19 protein-coding genes, 1 pseudogene and 1 riboswitch are annotated in these 17,167 nt (G+C 60.3%); of the genes and pseudogenes, 10 read left to right on the top strand and 10 right to left on the bottom strand.

Features of this window, described 5'->3' with window-relative positions:
* Positions 1-199: 199 nt before the first annotated feature.
* Together ACI2KS_RS03930 and ACI2KS_RS03925 are read left to right on the top strand one after the other, a co-directional pair.
* The gene (locus ACI2KS_RS03930) at positions 200-1,198 is read left to right on the top strand and encodes a methyltransferase (protein WP_404617408.1); all 999 of its coding nucleotides are present in this window, start codon (positions 200-202) and stop codon (positions 1,196-1,198) included.
* Positions 1,199-1,238: 40 nt separating this feature from the next.
* Positions 1,239-1,358, top strand: a riboswitch (yybP-ykoY riboswitch).
* A gap of 90 nt (positions 1,359-1,448) precedes the next feature.
* Positions 1,449-2,033: a TMEM165/GDT1 family protein gene (locus tag ACI2KS_RS03925; protein ID WP_404617406.1), complete on the top strand. Its 585-nt coding sequence runs from the start codon at positions 1,449-1,451 to the stop codon at positions 2,031-2,033.
* A 135-nt stretch (positions 2,034-2,168) separates the two neighbouring features.
* Here ACI2KS_RS03925 and ACI2KS_RS03920 read toward each other — a convergent pair whose 3' ends face one another.
* A complete protein-coding gene (locus ACI2KS_RS03920) occupies positions 2,169-2,987 on the bottom strand; it encodes a M48 family metallopeptidase (RefSeq protein ID WP_404617404.1) in 819 nt (272 codons plus the stop codon).
* Between the two features lie 293 nt (positions 2,988-3,280).
* Here ACI2KS_RS03920 and ACI2KS_RS03915 point away from each other — a divergent pair.
* Positions 3,281-4,564 (top strand): annotated as a pseudogene (locus ACI2KS_RS03915) (HAMP domain-containing protein); the annotation flags it as partial.
* Between the two features lie 15 nt (positions 4,565-4,579).
* Entirely contained in the window at positions 4,580-5,422 is an 843-nt protein-coding gene (locus ACI2KS_RS03910) for a methyl-accepting chemotaxis protein (protein ID WP_404618458.1), read from the top strand.
* A gap of 125 nt (positions 5,423-5,547) precedes the next feature.
* Here the strand turns inward: ACI2KS_RS03910 and ACI2KS_RS03905 are convergent, their stop codons facing one another.
* Genes ACI2KS_RS03905 through ACI2KS_RS03895 form a run of 3 tightly spaced genes read right to left on the bottom strand, consistent with a single transcriptional unit; the run spans position 5,548 to position 6,678 of the window.
* Positions 5,548-6,177 (bottom strand): SOS response-associated peptidase, encoded by a 630-nt coding sequence (locus ACI2KS_RS03905; RefSeq protein WP_404617403.1) that lies wholly within the window; start codon positions 6,175-6,177, stop codon positions 5,548-5,550.
* A 49-nt stretch (positions 6,178-6,226) separates the two neighbouring features.
* Positions 6,227-6,487, bottom strand: coding sequence for a DUF2007 domain-containing protein (locus tag ACI2KS_RS03900; RefSeq protein ID WP_404617401.1), 261 nt, complete (start codon positions 6,485-6,487; stop codon positions 6,227-6,229).
* Positions 6,487-6,678, bottom strand: a complete 192-nt coding sequence (locus ACI2KS_RS03895) for a CPXCG motif-containing cysteine-rich protein (RefSeq protein WP_404617399.1) — start codon at positions 6,676-6,678, stop codon at positions 6,487-6,489. The genes ACI2KS_RS03900 and ACI2KS_RS03895 overlap by 1 nt, the downstream gene beginning before the upstream one ends.
* A 116-nt stretch (positions 6,679-6,794) precedes the next feature.
* Here ACI2KS_RS03895 and ACI2KS_RS03890 point away from each other — a divergent pair, with 116 nt between their 5' ends.
* A complete protein-coding gene (locus tag ACI2KS_RS03890; protein WP_404617397.1) occupies positions 6,795-7,958 on the top strand; it encodes a 1-acyl-sn-glycerol-3-phosphate acyltransferase in 1,164 nt (387 codons plus the stop codon).
* A 257-nt stretch (positions 7,959-8,215) separates the two neighbouring features.
* On the opposite strand, the gene ACI2KS_RS03885 is transcribed toward ACI2KS_RS03890, so the two are convergent.
* Positions 8,216-8,485, bottom strand: a complete 270-nt coding sequence (locus ACI2KS_RS03885; RefSeq protein WP_404617395.1) for a hypothetical protein — start codon at positions 8,483-8,485, stop codon at positions 8,216-8,218.
* 141 nt (positions 8,486-8,626) lie between these two features.
* Here ACI2KS_RS03885 and ACI2KS_RS03880 point away from each other — a divergent pair, with 141 nt between their 5' ends.
* Positions 8,627-8,830, top strand: a complete 204-nt coding sequence (locus tag ACI2KS_RS03880; RefSeq protein WP_404617393.1) for a hypothetical protein — start codon at positions 8,627-8,629, stop codon at positions 8,828-8,830.
* Positions 8,831-8,957: 127 nt separating this feature from the next.
* Here the strand turns inward: ACI2KS_RS03880 and ACI2KS_RS03875 are convergent, their stop codons facing one another.
* Positions 8,958-9,539 carry a YajG family lipoprotein gene (locus tag ACI2KS_RS03875; protein ID WP_404617391.1) on the bottom strand — a complete coding sequence of 194 codons (582 nt, stop codon included), beginning with the start codon at positions 9,537-9,539 and terminating at the stop codon, positions 8,958-8,960.
* Between the two features lie 239 nt (positions 9,540-9,778).
* Between ACI2KS_RS03875 and ACI2KS_RS03870 the strand changes: the two genes are divergently transcribed.
* Positions 9,779-10,012 carry a hypothetical protein gene (locus ACI2KS_RS03870; RefSeq protein WP_404617389.1) on the top strand — a complete coding sequence of 78 codons (234 nt, stop codon included), beginning with the start codon at positions 9,779-9,781 and terminating at the stop codon, positions 10,010-10,012.
* Between the two features lie 732 nt (positions 10,013-10,744).
* Complete coding sequence (gene mqo / locus ACI2KS_RS03865; protein ID WP_404617387.1) at positions 10,745-12,250, top strand: malate dehydrogenase (quinone); 1,506 nt, start codon at positions 10,745-10,747, stop codon at positions 12,248-12,250.
* A gap of 113 nt (positions 12,251-12,363) precedes the next feature.
* Here the strand turns inward: mqo and ACI2KS_RS03860 are convergent, their stop codons facing one another.
* From ACI2KS_RS03860 to ACI2KS_RS03850, 3 genes are all read right to left on the bottom strand, one after another.
* Positions 12,364-12,600 carry a PA4642 family protein gene (locus tag ACI2KS_RS03860; RefSeq protein WP_404618457.1) on the bottom strand — a complete coding sequence of 79 codons (237 nt, stop codon included), beginning with the start codon at positions 12,598-12,600 and terminating at the stop codon, positions 12,364-12,366.
* A 119-nt stretch (positions 12,601-12,719) separates the two neighbouring features.
* Positions 12,720-13,205: a hypothetical protein gene (locus ACI2KS_RS03855; protein WP_404617385.1), complete on the bottom strand. Its 486-nt coding sequence runs from the start codon at positions 13,203-13,205 to the stop codon at positions 12,720-12,722.
* Between the two features lie 169 nt (positions 13,206-13,374).
* The gene (locus tag ACI2KS_RS03850; protein ID WP_074753557.1) at positions 13,375-13,932 is read right to left on the bottom strand and encodes a hypoxanthine-guanine phosphoribosyltransferase; all 558 of its coding nucleotides are present in this window, start codon (positions 13,930-13,932) and stop codon (positions 13,375-13,377) included.
* 198 nt (positions 13,933-14,130) lie between these two features.
* On the opposite strand from ACI2KS_RS03850, the gene upp reads away from it, so the two are divergent.
* Both upp and ACI2KS_RS03840 read left to right on the top strand, forming a co-directional pair.
* Positions 14,131-14,769 carry a uracil phosphoribosyltransferase gene (gene upp / locus ACI2KS_RS03845; RefSeq protein ID WP_404617383.1) on the top strand — a complete coding sequence of 213 codons (639 nt, stop codon included), beginning with the start codon at positions 14,131-14,133 and terminating at the stop codon, positions 14,767-14,769.
* Positions 14,769-16,049, top strand: a complete 1,281-nt coding sequence (locus ACI2KS_RS03840) for a uracil-xanthine permease family protein (RefSeq protein ID WP_404617381.1) — start codon at positions 14,769-14,771, stop codon at positions 16,047-16,049. The genes upp and ACI2KS_RS03840 overlap by 1 nt, the downstream gene beginning before the upstream one ends.
* Positions 16,050-16,140: 91 nt before the next feature.
* On the opposite strand, the gene hemH is transcribed toward ACI2KS_RS03840, so the two are convergent.
* Complete coding sequence (hemH, locus tag ACI2KS_RS03835) at positions 16,141-17,166, bottom strand: ferrochelatase (RefSeq protein WP_404617380.1); 1,026 nt, start codon at positions 17,164-17,166, stop codon at positions 16,141-16,143.
* Between the last annotated feature and the right edge of the window lies 1 nt (position 17,167).

Below are 17,167 nucleotides of genomic sequence, written 5' to 3'. Positions count from 1 at the left end.
GCGAGCTGTCGCGAAGCGGCAGCAAAACCAGGCGACTCGGTGCATCAGACGCACCGCATGCTCAGGGTTGACTGCCGGTTCCCGGCAGATCGCGGGCAAGCCTCGCTCCCACGACCCGCGGCCAGAATCGAAAGCCAGCGCCACGAATCATCGACGACACATCCCTGTTAAACTTCGCCCTTTTTTGCAGGAGCCCAAGATGGACCCGCGCAGTGAAGTGTTACTCCGTCAGGCCGAGCTGTTCCAGGGCTCATTGCTGCTGACCGGCCTGCCTGCCGATGACTTGCTGGGCACGCTGCCCAATGCGCGGGGCTGGAGCTGGCATGCGGGGGATTTTGCCGCGCTGGACGCTCGCTTCGAAGGGCGGGTTCACTTTGGCACCGAGGCGCCTGGCGAACCGTTCGATGCGGCCGTGCTGTTCTTACCCAAGGCCCGCGACCTGACTGACTACCTGATCAACGCTCTGGCATCGCGTCTGGCGGGACGCGAGCTGTTTCTGGTCGGCGAGAAACGTGCCGGTATCGAGGCTGCCGCACGCCAGCTGAGTCCGCTGGGCCACGCACGCAAACTCGACAGCGCCCGCCATTGCCAGCTGTGGCAGGTGACTGTGGAAGAGGCTCCCCAGGCGGTCGAGCTGTCCAGCCTGGCCAAGCACTTTGAAATCGACATTGATGGCGGACCGCTGAAAGTCGTCAGCCTGCCAGGGGTCTTCAGCCATGGCCGACTCGACCGCGGCTCTGCCCTGCTGCTCGACAATCTCGACAGGTTGCCGTCGGGTCACTTGCTCGACTTTGGCTGCGGAGCCGGCGTGCTCGGTGCGGCCGTCAAACGTCGCTATCCCGACAACCACGTGACGATGCTGGATGTCGATGCCTTCGCCACCGCCAGCAGTCGTCTGACGCTGGCGGCCAACGGACTTGAAGCCGAGGTGCTGACCGGCAACGGCATTGATGCCGCGCCCAAACATCTGGACGTGATTCTGACCAATCCGCCCTTCCATACCGGCGTGCATACCGACTATGCAGCCACGGAAACCCTGCTGCGAAAAGCCCGCGAACATCTGAAAAAAAGCGGCGAACTACGGCTGGTCGCCAATAGCTTCCTACGCTATCAACCGATCATCGAAACCCACCTTGGCGTATGTGCCGTCATGGCAGAGGGACAAGGCTTTCGAATTTACCGGGCCAAACGTGCCTGAAAATAAACGCTTGCCGAACACGATCGGGCTAGGCAGAATCCGCTCCGTCCTAGGGGAGTAGTCTCCCACGAGCGCCATGCTCGTCCGGCACGTATCAACATACTTGGTCCTCAGACCATGGTGCGTGCGACCCCAGATCCGCTCAGACGGATCGGTGGTTTGACAAGACCTATGACACGAACATCCTGACCCGGGGCGGGGAGGTTGTACGTGTCATAGCCGTGTTGACCCGCCCCTTAGGAAAATCCTGATGCTGGAATCCCTGTTGGTCCCCACCGCTGTCGTCGCTCTGGCCGAAATCGGTGACAAGACCCAACTCCTCGCGCTCATCCTCGCAGCCCGCTTTCGCAAGCCCTGGCCGATCATCGCCGGTATTGTCGCGGCCACCTTGGCCAACCACGCGGCGGCCGGTGCCGTAGGCGCATGGTTCAGCAGCTACCTGTCCGACGCCACGCTGCACTGGATTCTCGCCGCAAGTTTCACGGCGACGGCCCTGTGGACCCTGGTGCCGGACAAGATGGACGACGATGAAGCGAACACCGGACGCAAGTTCGGGCCTTTCCTGACCACCCTGATCGCCTTCTTCATCGCCGAAATCGGTGACAAGACGCAGATCGCCACGGTGATGCTCGCAGCGCAGTATTCCTACCTGTGGCTGGTAATCCTCGGCACGACGCTGGGCATGCTGCTGGCCAACGTCCCGGTGGTCCTGGCGGGTAACTTCGCGGCGGAAAAACTGCCCTTGACGCTGATTCGACGCCTGGCGGCGGGCGCGTTCTTCATCCTGGCAATCGTCGCGGTGTACAAGGCAATGCAGGTCAGCGGCTGGGTTTAAATCCGCATCTGAACCTAGCGCACACCCCCCTGTAGCAGGCCGGCTTGCCGGCGGTGACGATCTCGAAATCGCTACCGCAGGCAAGCCGGACTGCCACAGGGGCTCAGCGCAGCCCCGTCAATTCTGGCTGCAACCTCAGGATTTTGGCGCCTGCTCATACAGCGGCATCACCTTGGGAATCGCCGCCTGCAACGAGGCGATCCGGTTGGTCGAAGCCGGGTGAGTGCTCATGAACTCAGGCTGCGAAGCCCCGGCTTGCGCCTGCATCTTCTGCCACAGCGTGATGGCGGCATTGGGGTTGTAGCCGGCACGGGCCGACAGTTCCAGGCCCAGCAGGTCCGCCTCGTTTTCGTTGGCGCGGCTGTTGGGCAGGGTCAGGCTGTAATTGACCACAGTATCGGCCAGCGCCAGGCTGTCCTGCCCCAACCCCAATAACGACCCTGCACCCTGCTTGGCCATTTGAATGCCATACGCTTTGGACATGGCCTCACGCCCGTGCTCACGCAAGGCGTGGGCAATTTCATGGCCCATGACCGCCGCCAGTTCGTCGTCACTGAGTTTCAACGTGTCGATCAGCCCGCTATAGACAATGATCTTGCCACCAGGACCGCAGTTGGCGTTGAGCTCATCGCTCTTGATCAGGTTCACTTCCCACTGCCACTGCGCAGCGTCTGGCCGTAATTTCGGCGCCTGGGCGATCAGACGCCTGGCCACGTTCTGCACGCGCTTGGCTTCGGCGCTGTCTTTATCCAGCACGCCTTTGGTTGTGGCTTCAGTGACCGTCTGCTGGTAGGACTGGGCGTACATCTGATTGACCTGGTCGGTCGACAGCATGCTGAACATATATTGCTTGCGCTCGACGCCCACCGAGTCTCCGCTGGTGGTGTTGACGGCCTGACAGCCTGCGACCAGCAAAGCTGCGCTCATGGCACAAAGAGCAAAGGTCTGACGCATTTTGTATCTCCATGGAAACAAGCCGCTCATCCTAGGCGTTACGCTGCCTCAGTGCCAGATAGCAGCCGTTTGCCATGCGGACGGCCGGGTGAAATCCGCACCTGCGTAACAGAAACGAAACAATCCCCATCTCTCTTTCGAGACGCCCACCGTGCTTTTGAAACGGGGTAGCCGTCAACGTATCCATTAACGACCCATGCAGATCAAAAACGGCCATTTCGTCGCATTCATCTCATGCAAGTCCGGGTCGAGGCGATATCCCCTCTAGGCGTAATTCCACGTCCGGAGCCCCTATGAAGTTCAAGTCGATCCAGTTTTCCGTTGCAGCGCTGGCCGGTGCCATCGTGCTCAGCGTCGTGGCAGCCCTCGTTCTTTATGCGCTGTTCTCCGGAGCACGGACCCAGGCACTGGTGGAGCAACGCACCACCGCGCAATTCGAGCAAGCCATCGAGCAACGCCTGAGCGCCATCGCCCGGACTCAGGCCAGCGAGATTCAGCGCGAACTGGAAGCGCCGCTGCAGACCGCTGCAGGTTTGGCCACGACCAACGCCGTACTGGGCATGAAGGACACCAAGGGCGAGCCGCTGTTAAAGATCAGCCGTGAACACTTGCTCAACGTGCTGCGTGAAACGGTGGCGCGCAACCCGAAAATCCTCGGTGCCTACATCGGCTGGGAACATAACGCTCTGGATCACAACGATGCAGCCTATGCCGAGGCGCCGATTGCTGGCGTCGATCCAAAAGACGGTCGCTTCATGCCTTGGTGGTACCGCAAGCCAGACGGCACGCTCAACCTGGAGAAGCTCGAGAGTCTGGAGGACCAGAAGCTGCTCTCCACCGGCATTCGCTCCAGCGAGTACTACCTGTGCTCGCGGGAAACCCGCAAACCCTGCGTGATCGACCCGGCGCCCTACAAGGTTGGCGGCAAGATGGTCATGCTCTCGTCGTTCATCGAACCGATTCTGCTCGATGGGCAGTTCCAGGGCATCGTCGGTGCCGACCTGTCGGTGAACTTCATTCAGGACATGCTCGAAAGCGCCGACAAAAAACTCTATGACGGTGCCGGCGACCTGGCCCTGATCGCCACCAATGGCCGCCTGGTGGCGTATACCAAGGACGCCGGCAAGCTGGGTGAAAAAGCCAGCGACATCCTCGATGCCAATGAAATCGCCAATCTGAACAACATCACCAAGGGCCAAGTGCGTTACGACATCGACCAGGAGCACGGCCACATCGAGTTGTATCTGCCCTTCGGCATCGGCAACACCGATGCGCGCTGGACCCTGATGATCCGCATGCCGGTCAACGCAGTGATGGCTGATTTGCAGAAACTGCAGAGCGATCTGGCTCACCAGCGCGAGACCGACATCTTCGGCATGACCATGGTCGGCCTGCTGATTGCCGCACTGGGGCTGCTGATCGTCTGGTTCGTCGGTCGCGGCATCGCTCGCCCGCTCAAGCAGATGGTCACCATGCTCGACGACATCGCCAAGGGCGAAGGCGACCTGACACGCCGCTTGAACACCGATCGCGCCGACGAACTGGGCGCGATCGCCACGGGGTTCAACACCTTCCTGGGCAAACTGCAGGTCATGATCAGCCAGGTGGTGACGTCGGTGCAGAAGGTCAGCGACTCCTCCGAGCACACGGCCGACATCGCCATCCGCACCAACAAGGGCGTGCACAAGCAGATGGCCGAGATCGATCTGGTCGCCACCGCCGTGCATGAAATGACCGCCACCGCGCAAGACGTAGCGCGCAACGCAACTCAGGCGGCCCAGGCTGCGAGCCACGCAGATGACGCCGCCAACAAGGGCATGCGCATCGTTCACAACACGTCGGACTCCATCAGTGCGCTGGCGGTGGAGATCGGCCGCGCGGTGGGCGTGGTGCAGACCCTGGCCAAGGACAGCGAAAACATCAACGCGATTCTGACCGCCATTCGCGGGATTGCCGAACAGACCAATCTGTTGGCGCTGAACGCGGCGATTGAAGCCGCTCGCGCCGGAGAGCAGGGCCGTGGCTTCGCGGTGGTCGCCGATGAAGTGCGCAACCTGGCGCAAAAGACTCAGCAGGCGACGGAAGAAATCCAGAGCATGATCCAGCAATTGCAGACCGGCACGCGGCAAGTGGTCAAGGTCATGGAGGACAGCCAGACCAAGACCGATGAAAGCGTGGGTCATGCGGCACAAGCGGCTCAGGCGCTGGAAAGCATTACCAGAGCGGTGTCGGTGATCAACGACATGAACAACCAGATCGCCAGCGCCGCCGAAGAGCAAAGCGCGGTTGCCGAGGACATCAACCGCAACGTGATCAACATCGGCCAGGTTGCCAACGAGGTGGCAGAAGGCGCCGATGAGTCGAGCCAGGCCAGCGCCGAACTGACCAAACTGGCCGAACAGCAGCGTCGACTGATCAACCAGTTCAGGGTTTGATCATGCGGTGCGCCCGACCCACCTCGTCACCCTTGTAGGAGCGAGCTTGCTCGCGATTGCAGAGTGTCAGGCACCGCCAAGGTGTCAGGCATACCGCAGATCGCGAGCAAGCTCACTCCTACAGTTCAGAGCGGTGTCAGGCACTCCGGCGCATTGAGCTTGGGATCATTCACCAGGTTGGCCAACGGCCGCTCACGCAGCTGTTTCTGCGGCGCGGCGAGCAGCGATTGCAAGGTGGTCTGGGAGCTGTCGGCGGCAAGCCAGGCAGCCTGGCCTTCAGCGTCGAGGATCAGCGGCCGGCGCTGGTTCATCGCTGACTGCGTCACCACGGCCACACTCAGATAGGTGTGGCCGTGCACCGGATATGCTTCCCAGATAGCCGCAAAATACAGCGCTGAACCTTCCCCCGGGGTCAGCCAGAACGGTCGTTTGCGCACCGTACCGCGCCATTCGTAAAACCCATTGGCCGGCAGCAGACAGCGGCGCTCGCGAAAGGCCTGGCGAAACATCGGCTGCTCGGCCACGGTCTCGGCGCGAGCATGAGCCGGGGTGCGCGACATGTCGGTCAGCCACGGCGGAGTCAGCCCCCAGCGTGCCCGGGCCACTTCACGTGCCCCCTCCTCGCCTTGCCCGGCGCGCACCATCAGCACGGTATCGGCCGGGGAAATGTTCCACTGCGCCTGCTGGTCCGCCGGGAACCCCGGCAAGGCGGCAAAGGCCGGCGTCCAACGAAACAGCGCATAACGTCCACACATGGGCTTTGGGCAACTCTTTTGAAAGCGGATCAAGCGCAGTCGACTGGTCTCAGCACAACAACACATCGGGGTAGCTGTCAGGTTCATCACCTGCCAGGAGAAAGGCGCCATTGTACTCAGTGATCAACTGCCGCGCCTGCTCGGCCCGACCATCCTCGACCGCAAGCCCCAGCAGGCCGGACACCGGCAGCTCGCCAATAGCGCCCAGCAGATGCCGCCCGGTAATGTGCGATTCGATGCCCTCGCTGGCCAGCATGGCCTGCAACAGCTCCCCTTCCATCATGTTTTCCGGCTCATAGATTTTGCGCATCAATCGTTCTCGGCACGGACGTCCAGATCCCATTGTTCGCCATCGGTTTCCAGGTGAAATTCGATGGGCCTGCAGCACACATGACAATCTTCGATGAAATTATTATCGCCTTCGGACAGATCCAGGGTCGTCTCTCCTGGCTCGCCGCAATAGGGGCACTCATAAGGGGCCGCGGGTTGTATTTCGTGCATCACAGTCTCCGGGGGCAGTTTTGCGTATAATCGCCGACTTGTTTGCAGGCCGAGCTTTTTCTCAGCATCTGGACTCGACCTACCTTTACCCTAGCCGTTTCCAACAAGAGAGCATGATGGGCGAATTCGATGCCATCCGACCGTACGACGATACCGAAGTAAAAGCCGTACTCAACCGGCTGCTGGGTGACAAGGCGTTCCTGGCGATCCTCACGCATTTCCGTTTTCCACGTCTGGCCGGCTCCCTTGGCTGGATCCTGCAGCCTGCCATCGCGCGCAAGCTGCGTCGTCAGTTCGCCGGTATCGATACGGTGGCCGCCTTGCAGGACAAGGTCGAGCATTACGTCGACCATACAATCGAACGCGCCACCGATGGTGTGACCTACACCGGCGTAGAGCAGTTCAAGTCCGGGGTGGCTTATCTGTTCCTGGCCAACCACCGCGATATCGTGATGGACCCGGCATTCGTCAACTATGCGGTGTACCACGCAGGCCTGCCGACGCCGCGGATTGCCATTGGCGACAACCTGTTGCAAAAGCCCTTCGTCAGCGACCTGATGCGCCTCAACAAGAGCTTCATCGTGCACCGCTCCATAACCGGACGTCGGGAGAAGATGGCGGCTTATCAGCTGCTGTCGGCCTATATCAATCACTCGATCCGCAATGACTGCCAGTCGATCTGGATCGCCCAGGCCGAAGGTCGCGCCAAGGACGGCGACGACCGTACCGAGTCGGCGATCCTGAAGATGTTCCACATGAGCCGCAAGGATGAGCCATTTGGCGAAGTCATCCAGTCCCTGAACCTGACCCCGGTGTCGATCAGCTACGAATACGACCCCTGCGATCACGCCAAGGCTCGCGAGCTGTACATCCGCGCCACGACCGGCAGCTACGCCAAGGTCTCGGGCGAAGATGACGTCAGCATCGCCCTGGGCATCACCGGCTACAAGGGCCGGGTACACGTCAACTTTGCCCCGCCGATCACGCAGCTGTTCGAAGACACCAAGCAGTTGGCCATCGAGATGGACAGGCAGATCCTCACCGGTTATCGCCTGTTCCCCGTGCACTACCTGGCGTACGCGCAATGGGCAGACGCCGACCCTGCGCTGAACGTGCCGGACGCGGCGCAGGTTTTCCCGGCTGAAGAGCTGGAGCGGGCGAAGGAAGAATGGCAACGTCGTCTGCAAGGTTGCCCCGAGGAGCATCGTCCATACCTGGTGCTGCAATACGCCACCCCAGTGCGCAATCAATACCGGGTCAAGGCGGGTATGGCGCTGTAACCCGGCCGCCGACGTATTACCTGTGGCAGCCGGCTTGCTGGCGAACGCGGTCGGTCAGTGGTGAACAGGCTGACTGACCCGCTGCATTCGTCAGCAAGCCGGTTCCCACGGCCTCTGGCCAGAATCAAAAGCAGGCGGCGCAACAGAAGTCGATCGCTTCTGCCCGGAGGGCGTGGGAGTCCGCCGGGATAACGCTCCACCTTGCCAACGATCTAGCGCCAAGCGCCAGCAAACCCAGGCGATAGGCACCCTCGCAGTCAGTACTGGGTACTCACCCACGACAGCAGCAGGGCAAACCCCAGGCATGCCGCGCCGATCCGATAGCTCAGTCGAATCATGCGCAAGGTCGGCACGTCCATCAGATGCATGGGCTCGTCGATGGGGGCCTGCTCGGTGAGGGTGTCCAGGTGGGCGGTCTCTCGCTGCTCACGGCGACGCGTGGTCTGCAACAGCCAGGCGCCTGGACCCGCCGCCAGCAAGGCAAAGAAATTGAGGACGATCCCGGGGGATTGCTGAAGGAGCGACATGGAGGCCTCGATGGCACCAGATCAGGGGGCGCCGCGAATTCTGTGGGATCTGCTGCACACGGTATCGTCTGTCACCTTAACGTCACCTGAACCGGTCACTGTGTAGCCCCTCAAAGGTGCCAATCAGAGCCGGAGCCCGTCATGCTGCATGCCCACAATCAGGATCGCCTCTACCTCATCGCCCAGAGCGACGAGCAACAAGCCTTGATCGATGGCTTCGCGTTCAACGTCCAGGATCGCCACTGGCTGGTTTACTGCGCGCTGGGAGGCCATCAGCATCACGACCTGCCCGAGGTCGACATGGTGACGGGCTTCAGCTTTCTGGATTTTTACCAGGCGGCCTGAGGCTCGCCAGCCGCTTCACCTGTAGGAATGAGCTTGCTCGCGTTGACGTCGTGTCAGGCAAAGCAATCAAACAAAAAGCCCCCGGCTTCTCGCGAAACCGGGGGCTTTTGCATGGCAATCGGGCGGGTTACTGACCCAGCACGCGGCCGATGGTCTGATCCTGGAACAAGCGGGTCAGCGCGTCGCTGAGCACATCGCTGATCAGCTTGGTGTTGGTTTCTTCGTTCGGGGCCATGCCGAAGCGCTGGTCCAGGGAAGCGGCGTAGCGACCGCTGTAGCTGTGACCGTTGTTCTGTACATCGGCGCGGAAGGTCGAGCTGATGTTGGCCTCAGTTACATAGAGGCCTTCCTTGGGCGATTGATACTTGAGTTCCGCCAGGGTGACGGTCAGCTGAGGACCGTTGCCGCCCTGCACCGGGGTGAAGCCCAACAGGCGTACAGCCGCTTCGGCCTGAGCCTGGAGCTGTGGTACCACTTGTTGACCATTGACGGTGATCGAGCTGGTTTCCGGGTACAGGCCGCCACGGGTTCCCAGGGTCTGTGATGGACGACCATCGACCACACGCACCACCACCTGCTGACCATGCCCAACGGCTGCCAGCTGGCTGTTCAGCTTGGGTTGCGGGCTAAGTGATTGCGGGCTGTGGGCGCATCCCACCAGCGTCAGACTGCCTACAGCAAGCAAACCGAACAAAACACGACGCAACATGCTCATTTCTCCATGGGCCAAGGCACAAATTGTGCCGCAGTATAACGACCTCGCGAGGTCGCTCACTAGCGTAAAGATACGACAAAGTGCCATCGCCCCGGTTCCCCTGCGCAGCTTGCGTCGCGCAGCTTGCCAGAGCCTGTTCGCCGGGCAGCGACACGGTTGCGCAACGACACCGTCACAGGCCTGTCATCGCTGCACGAGATACTTTTCACAAACGCCCAACCCGGAGTTCTGCCATGGACTTTCTCTGGTCCCTGTTCTCGCAGCAAAGCCGTCACCGCCACTACGCCCGCCTCGACTCGCAGGGGGTCTGTCTGTCGTTCCGACACTGTGCCTCGGCACCCGAAGGTCATGACTGGGTGGAAATTCACGAAGCCAAACTGAGCTGGCTGCACCAGCCGCTGCCTGCCACGGCCCGGGTCAACGCTCGGCCGCGTGCGATTACCGCCCGACAATTGCTCAGCATCTGACCGAGCGGCGAATAAAAGTCATTTTTTCTGGATCAATTCTGCACGTTTCATCGCTATAATCTCCCCCCGATTATAAGGACGTCTCCTGATCGGGCCTCGCAGCATCGCTGATACCCAGTATTAGCTCCTCCGTATCGCCCACAGAGAGCCTTCCACACAGACATGTACAGTCCGGTGTGACCGCTTGTGCAGGCGCGAAAACTCGAATCTCTCGAACCTTTCCCGCCGCCCGATGCCCACACTGTGCTTGAACCTGATCTGCCAGAGCTGCCATCGCGCAGCCCTTTTTGAGGTTCACGTCTTCAAAAGAGCGTGAAAAAAACGGGTTTTCACAACTTCACAAGAGTGTGGCGAGCAAATGAATAGTTACGCGTTTGTAAATACACCATTAGCGTCTGACCCAGCCCCCTTGCAAAGGACCGACTGCAGCGCAGCCTCCACAACCGGAGCCTGAGGCCTGTCCACTACGGATTTGGTTGCATGACCGGACGTCTTGACCATAGTCGAATGGCTGTCCGGGCCGAAAAATGCGTTCATGCTTGTCTTATAAAAGCATCGACCCGGCCCGTTCAAGACGTGTGCTGAAATGCAAAAAACTGCGAAGAATCGGACATGGCGATCCCGGCCAGGTGGCATGAGGCACTGCGCGCAATCCGCGCCGCCCGCACCTGGCAACTGACCTCGGGAACGCATGCCGTCAATTTGGTGCTGCAGATTTTGGAGACGCGTTAAATGGCGCATAACGAAGCAGTCGATGTAGTACTGGTAGGGGCCGGCATCATGAGTGCCACCCTGGCCGTGCTGCTCAAGGAGCTCGACCCCAACCTCAAGCTTGAGGTCGTCGAACTGATGGACTCCGGTGCTGCGGAGAGTTCCAACCCATGGAACAACGCAGGTACCGGCCATGCGGGCCTGTGCGAGCTGAATTACACGCCGGAAGCGGCCGATGGCTCCATCGACACCAAAAAAGCGATTCACATCAATACCCAGTTCGAAGTTTCGAAACAGTTCTGGGCCTACCTGGCCCGCAAAGGCACCTTCGGTTCCTCGCGTTCGTTCATCACGCCGGTTCCGCACCTGAGCTTCGTACAGGGTGAAAAGGGCATGGCGTACCTGAAAAAACGCTATGAGGCACTGCGCAAGCACCACGCTTTTGCGTCCATGGAGTACACCGAGGACAAAGCCAAACTGGCCGAGTGGATGCCGCTGATGATGCCCGGCCGCCCGGCCGACGAGCCCATCGCCGCCACCCGCGTCATGCACGGTACCGACGTCAACTTCGGCAACCTGACCAACCAGCTGCTCAAGCACCTGTCGAGCGCACCCGATGCGCAGGTCAAGTATTGCAAGCGCGTCACCGGTTTGAGCCGCAAAGGCAATGGCTGGAGCGTGACCATCAAGGACGTCAACAGCGGCGGCACGCGCGAGATCGACGCCAAATTCGTGTTCCTCGGCGCCGGTGGCGCGGCCTTGCCGCTGCTGCAGATGTCGGGCATCGAGGAAGGCAAGGGTTTCGGCGGCTTCCCGGTGAGCGGCCAGTGGCTGCGTTGCGACAACCCTGAAGTGGTCAAGCACCACCAGGCCAAGGTCTACAGCCAGGCCGCCGTGGGTTCGCCGCCGATGTCGGTTCCGCACCTGGACACCCGCGTCGTCGACGGCAAGACATCCCTGCTGTTCGGCCCATATGCCGGCTTCACCACCAAGTTCCTCAAGCACGGTTCGCTCATGGACCTGCCACTGTCGATCCGCGCCGCCAACATCGCACCGATGCTGGCCGTGGCCCGCGACAACATGGACCTGACCAAATACTTGATCAGCGAAGTGCGGCAGTCCATGGAACAGCGCCTCGATGCGCTGCGTCGCTTCTATCCGCAGGCCAAGGCCGAAGACTGGCGCCTGGAAGTGGCCGGCCAGCGGGTGCAGATCATCAAGAAAGATCCGAAGAAAGGCGGTGTCCTGCAATTTGGTACCGAACTGGTTTCGGCCAAGGATGGTTCCCTTGCAGCGCTGCTGGGTGCCTCGCCAGGTGCTTCGGTGACGGTGTCGATCATGCTTGACCTGATCGAACGTTGTTTCCCGGAGAAGACCCGGACCGAATGGGCCGCCAAGCTCAATGAGATCTTCCCGGCTCGGGAAAAGGTTCTGGAAACCGACGCGCAGCTGTATCAGCGTGTCAGCGCCCAGAGCGACGAGAGCCTGGATCTGGTCCCAAGCAGTCAGGCGGCAAGCTTCGCTTGATTCAGAGCCTGCTCTGAGTCAGTGAGATCACTGAAAGCCCCGCCCACGCAGCGGGGTTTTCAGTTTTGCCGACCCCTCGGACCCCCTCCACCGACTGCGCAGTTCGCCTGCGATCAGCCTCGGGCCTTGTTGATCAACTCGATGTAGTCCTCGGCATTGCGCTGATCCTTGATCACCGCGATGAAGTCGTTGCCGTGCGCGTCCTTTGCGTCAAGGTCGTAACCCGCTTCCTTGAAGAAGCCCAGAAAACGGCTGAAATCGTCGATTCGCAGACCACGATAGGCCTTGATCAGCTTATGCAGCGACGGCGAGGTGGCATCGACCGGTTCGAAATCCAGGAACAGTTTGATCTAAGCGTCGCCGATCTCATCGCCAATCACCTGCTTCTTATCTTTACGCATTGCTGACTCCAACTGACTTGCGGGACATTTTCACGGGCGGGCAGTTTACCCCTGCCCCGGTCACAGGCTCAACGCGCACGTACGCTGCCGGTGTGCAGGTCGGCCCATACATGGCCGTTGGCGTAACTGAGAAACTGACAATAGACCTTCTCGGTGCGCAGCAGATCGACCACCACGCGGTATTGGGTGGCGGGGTAATACAGCGTCAAGGTGCGACTCGCTGCGTCGTAGGTGGGTTTTTTCAGGCTTTTGCTTTCGCCGTCAAAATGAATCAGCACGTCGGAAATCGTCGCGCCTTTGTTCATCGGCTTGCCCTTGAGCCGCAGCGTCACAGGAGAGGTGACCGGAATCGGTTGCTGATTGGACTGACGCTGACTGCCGACCACCACCCAATACTCGGTGATCTGCAGCAATTGCTGCTGCTCGGGCTCACCCTCACGCACCGACAATTCGTCAGGTGGCAGATATTGGGCGTGCATGGGTTCAGCGAGGGCGGGAAGCGGCAAGCTCAAGAGCAACATCAGCGCCGCTTTACTACGAAACGATAACGTCATGGATGCCTCCCGAAAAAAGTGGAAGGCACTCTAGCATGTGCAATGCGGTCTCCATGCAGAAACTGCAGGAGTGAGCTTGCTCGCCATAGGGCAGGTACATCCGACACACCAGGTCGGCTGACTAATCATCGCGAGCAAGCTCACTCCTACAACAGATTCCTGATAATGCTTACATGCCTTTAACGGCGTAGATCCCGGCAGCGTTGCGCCAGTAACCTTTGTAATCCATGCCATAACCGAAGATGTAACGGTCGATGCACGGCAAGCCGACGAAATCGGCCTTCAGGTCCGGGCGTGCCTTGCGGTCGTGATCCTTGTCGATCAGCACTGCAGTGTGGACGGCGCTGGCACCGGCGTGTTTGCAGAAATCAATGATCGCGCCCAGGGTATGACCTTCATCGAGGATGTCGTCGATGATCAGCACGTCGCGGTCGATGAACGACACTTCCGGCTTGGCCTTCCAGAACAGCTCGCCGCCGCTGGTTTCGTTGCGATAACGGGTGGCGTGCAGGTAGGAAGCTTCCAGCGGGAAGTTCAGATGCGTCAGCAGCTTGCCGGCGAAAATCAGCCCGCCATTCATTACGCAAAACACGACCGGGTTGCGTTCGGCCAGCACGCTGTTGATTTGCTGACCGACGCGGGCAATCGATGCCTCGACTTCGGCCTCGGTGTACAGGCAGTCAGCCTCGCGCATGATTTGACGGATATGCTCGAGATCAGCGGACATGACGCTCTCCAGGGGGGCTGTGTAAGGAAAAGCGGGCGAAGGTACGCTTCGGGCCACCTCAGGGCAAGCTTTTCTGGACTAACGTTGCACTGGCGTCCCATTAATGTAAGAAACCCGAACCTAACCGGTAAGACAAGTTACAGCTGAATAGATTAATCTAAGCCGTTTTTTTTGCCCGCCCGCTGGAGCCGTCCCCCTATGCCCATCCGTGAGATCCGCCATCCGCTGATCCGTCACAAACTCGGCCTCATGCGCCGAGCCGATATCAGCACCAAGAACTTTCGCGAACTGGCTCAGGAAGTCGGCGCATTGCTGACCTACGAAGCGACCAAAGACCTGCCACTTGAGACCTACGACATTCAAGGGTGGGCCGGTACCGTTCAAGTCGAGAAAATCGCCGGCAAGAAAATTACCGTGGTGCCGATCCTGCGCGCGGGCATCGGCATGCTCGAAGGCGTGCTCAGTCTGATCCCGGGCGCCAAAGTGAGTGCGGTGGGCGTTGCGCGCAACGAGGAAACCCTTGAGGCGCACACCTACCTGGAAAAGCTCGCGCCGGAAATCGACCAGCGCCTGGCGCTGATCATTGACCCGATGCTGGCCACCGGCGCCTCGATGGTCGCCACGATCGATCTGCTGAAAAAAGCCGGTTGCCGCGACATCCGCGCCATGGTTCTGGTGGCTGCGCCGGAAGGCATCGCCATCGTCGAAAAGGCCCACCCGGACGTGAATATCTACACCGCGTCCATTGACCAGCGCCTGAACGAACATGGCTACATCATTCCGGGTCTGGGCGACGCCGGTGACAAGATTTTCGGCACCAAGCAAAAGGACGCCTGATGAAGCAGGATGAGTTCAACGATCCACTGTGGCGCACCATCCTTTCGGGCGCGCAGATGCTGTTCGTGGCCTTCGGCGCGTTGGTGCTGATGCCGCTGATCACCGGGCTCGATCCAAACGTCGCGCTGTTTACCGCAGGTCTGGGCACCTTGTGCTTCCAGGTGGTAACGGGCCGTCAGGTCCCGGTATTCCTGGCATCGAGCTTTGCCTTCATTACCCCGATCATTCTCGCCAAAGGCCAGTTCGGCCTGGCCGCGACCATGGGCGGCGTGATGGCGGCAGGTTTTGTCTACACCTTCCTGGGCCTGGCGGTGAAGATCAAGGGCACCGGTTTCATCGATCGCCTGTTGCCACCTGTGGTGATCGGCCCGGTGATCATTTCCATCGGCCTGGCGATGGCGCCGATTGCCGCCAACATGGCCATGGGCCGAACCGGTGACGGCGCGGCGGAACTGATTCCTTACCACACCGCGATCATTATCTCGATGGCAGCGCTGCTGACCACCCTGATCGTCGCCGTGTTCGGCAAAGGCATTTTCCGGCTGGTGCCGATCATTTCCGGCGTGCTGGTGGGCTTTGCCCTGTCGTTCTACTTTGGCGTGGTGGATGTGGCGAAGATCGCGGCGGCGCCCTGGCTGGACATTCCGCACTTCACCGCGCCGGAGTTCAACTGGCAGGCGATTCTGTTCATCGTCCCGGTCGCGCTGGCACCGGCCATCGAACACATCGGTGGTGTGATTGCCGTGGGCAGCGTCACCGGACGTGACTACCTGAAGAAGCCTGGCCTGCACCGCACCCTGCTCGGCGACGGCATCGCGACCACCATTGCCGGCGCGTTCGGTGGCCCGCCCAACACCACGTACGCCGAGGTGACCGGCGCGGTAATGCTGACCAAGAACTACAACCCGAAGATCATGACCTGGGCGGCGATCTTCGCCATCACCCTGGCCTTCATCGGCAAGTTCGGTGCGCTGCTGCAGAGCATTCCCGTGCCGGTAATGGGCGGGATTCTGTGCCTGCTGTTCGGCTCGATCGCCGCCGTAGGTATGAACACCCTGATACGTCACAAGGTCGATCTGGCCGAGGCGCGTAACCTGGTGATTGTCTCGGTGACATTGGTATTTGGCATCGGCGGTGTGTTGATCGGCACCGGCAACGGCCCGGACGACTTCGGCATGAAGGGCATCGCACTGTGTGCCGTGACCGCCATCGTGCTGAACCTGATCCTGCCGGGCAACGATGCCTGGAAGAACAAGCATCTGGATGATCAGTTGCCGTAATGGCAGCGTCATGAAAAAGGGGGCCTCATCATCAGGCCCCCTTTTTTGTGTCCGCGTAAAAGACATGCCCTCACGCTTTATCCATGATCTTTCAGACCATCGCCGGCGCTCGCTCACACAGCGTATTCAACGCCTTCGCCCAGTTCGGGTCGTCATTGAGGCACGGAATCAGCACCAGCTCCTCGCCGCCCGCCTCCTTGAACTGCTCGGCTCCGCGATCCCCGATCTCCTCCAGGGTCTCGATGCAGTCGGCGACGAAGGCCGGGCACATCACCAGCAGCTTCTTCACGCCTTGCCCTGCCAGTTCGGCCAGGTGCGCTTCGGTGTAGGGTTCGATCCACTTGGCCCGACCCAGACGCGATTGAAACGACACCGACCATTTGCCGTCGGGTATGCCCATCAGCTTGGCGAACTCGGCGGACGAGCGCATGCACTGAGCGCGGTAGCAGACGGCAAGTACTTCAGGCGTCGCATGCTCACAGCAGTTGCCATTCTTGAAGCAATGTTGGCCCGTAGGATCGAGCTTTGTGATGTGGCGTTCCGGCAGGCCATGGAAGCTCAACAATACATGGTCATGCTCCTGCGCCAGATGTGGCCGCACATTTTCCACCAGCGCCTGAAGGTATTCCGGCTGATTGAAAAAAGGCGGCAGCAAGGCGAAGTCCAGATCCAGCTTTTTCTCCCGGACGACTCGCTTGGCCTCTTCTATGACCGTGGTCACGGTGCTGTCGGCGAACTGTGGATAAAGCGGTGCCAAGGTGACTTTGTCGATGCCCTGAGCAGCCAGTCGCGTCAGTACGGTTTCAAGGGACGGTTCGCCATAGCGCATCGCCAGCTCGACCGGCCCCTGCGTCCACTCGCGCGTCATCGCTTGCTGCAGACGCTTGCTCAATACCACCAGCGGTGAACCTTCATCCCACCAGATCGACGCATAGGCGTGAGCGGATTGTTCCGGCCGCTTGATCAGGATCAGTGAGACCAGCAAGCGCCGCACCGGCCACGGCAAGTCGATAACGTAAGGGTCCATCAGAAACTGATTGAGGTAGCGGCGTACATCCGCAACTTCGGTGGAGGCCGGCGAACCGAGGTTTACCAGCAGCAACGCGTGATCGGTCATG

Source organism: Pseudomonas sp. NPDC087358, assembly GCF_044900785.1.
Taxonomy (GTDB): domain Bacteria; phylum Pseudomonadota; class Gammaproteobacteria; order Pseudomonadales; family Pseudomonadaceae; genus Aquipseudomonas.
This window is presented reverse-complemented; position numbering and strand designations above follow the sequence as displayed.

What these genes read in the sequence shown, in the direction of transcription:
- ACI2KS_RS03880 (WP_404617393.1), top strand. Translation starts at nt 8,627, where the DNA reads ATGCTGCATGCCCACAATCAGGATCGCCTCTACCTCATCGCCCAGAGC.
- ACI2KS_RS03870 (WP_404617389.1), top strand. Translation starts at nt 9,779, where the DNA reads ATGGACTTTCTCTGGTCCCTGTTCTCGCAGCAAAGCCGTCACCGCCAC.
- ACI2KS_RS03900 (WP_404617401.1), bottom strand. Translation starts at nt 6,487, where the DNA reads ATGCGCAAAATCTATGAGCCGGAAAACATGATGGAAGGGGAGCTGTTG.
- hemH (WP_404617380.1), bottom strand. Translation starts at nt 17,166, where the DNA reads ATGACCGATCACGCGTTGCTGCTGGTAAACCTCGGTTCGCCGGCCTCC.
- ACI2KS_RS03890 (WP_404617397.1), top strand. Translation starts at nt 6,795, where the DNA reads ATGGGCGAATTCGATGCCATCCGACCGTACGACGATACCGAAGTAAAA.
- ACI2KS_RS03895 (WP_404617399.1), bottom strand. Translation starts at nt 6,678, where the DNA reads ATGCACGAAATACAACCCGCGGCCCCTTATGAGTGCCCCTATTGCGGC.
- ACI2KS_RS03905 (WP_404617403.1), bottom strand. Translation starts at nt 6,177, where the DNA reads ATGTGTGGACGTTATGCGCTGTTTCGTTGGACGCCGGCCTTTGCCGCC.
- ACI2KS_RS03855 (WP_404617385.1), bottom strand. Translation starts at nt 13,205, where the DNA reads ATGACGTTATCGTTTCGTAGTAAAGCGGCGCTGATGTTGCTCTTGAGC.
- ACI2KS_RS03925 (WP_404617406.1), top strand. Translation starts at nt 1,449, where the DNA reads ATGCTGGAATCCCTGTTGGTCCCCACCGCTGTCGTCGCTCTGGCCGAA.
- ACI2KS_RS03840 (WP_404617381.1), top strand. Translation starts at nt 14,769, where the DNA reads ATGAAGCAGGATGAGTTCAACGATCCACTGTGGCGCACCATCCTTTCG.
- ACI2KS_RS03885 (WP_404617395.1), bottom strand. Translation starts at nt 8,485, where the DNA reads ATGTCGCTCCTTCAGCAATCCCCCGGGATCGTCCTCAATTTCTTTGCC.
- upp (WP_404617383.1), top strand. Translation starts at nt 14,131, where the DNA reads ATGCCCATCCGTGAGATCCGCCATCCGCTGATCCGTCACAAACTCGGC.
- ACI2KS_RS03910 (WP_404618458.1), top strand. Translation starts at nt 4,580, where the DNA reads ATGATCAGCCAGGTGGTGACGTCGGTGCAGAAGGTCAGCGACTCCTCC.
- ACI2KS_RS03850 (WP_074753557.1), bottom strand. Translation starts at nt 13,932, where the DNA reads ATGTCCGCTGATCTCGAGCATATCCGTCAAATCATGCGCGAGGCTGAC.
- ACI2KS_RS03930 (WP_404617408.1), top strand. Translation starts at nt 200, where the DNA reads ATGGACCCGCGCAGTGAAGTGTTACTCCGTCAGGCCGAGCTGTTCCAG.
- mqo (WP_404617387.1), top strand. Translation starts at nt 10,745, where the DNA reads ATGGCGCATAACGAAGCAGTCGATGTAGTACTGGTAGGGGCCGGCATC.
- ACI2KS_RS03875 (WP_404617391.1), bottom strand. Translation starts at nt 9,539, where the DNA reads ATGTTGCGTCGTGTTTTGTTCGGTTTGCTTGCTGTAGGCAGTCTGACG.
- ACI2KS_RS03920 (WP_404617404.1), bottom strand. Translation starts at nt 2,987, where the DNA reads ATGCGTCAGACCTTTGCTCTTTGTGCCATGAGCGCAGCTTTGCTGGTC.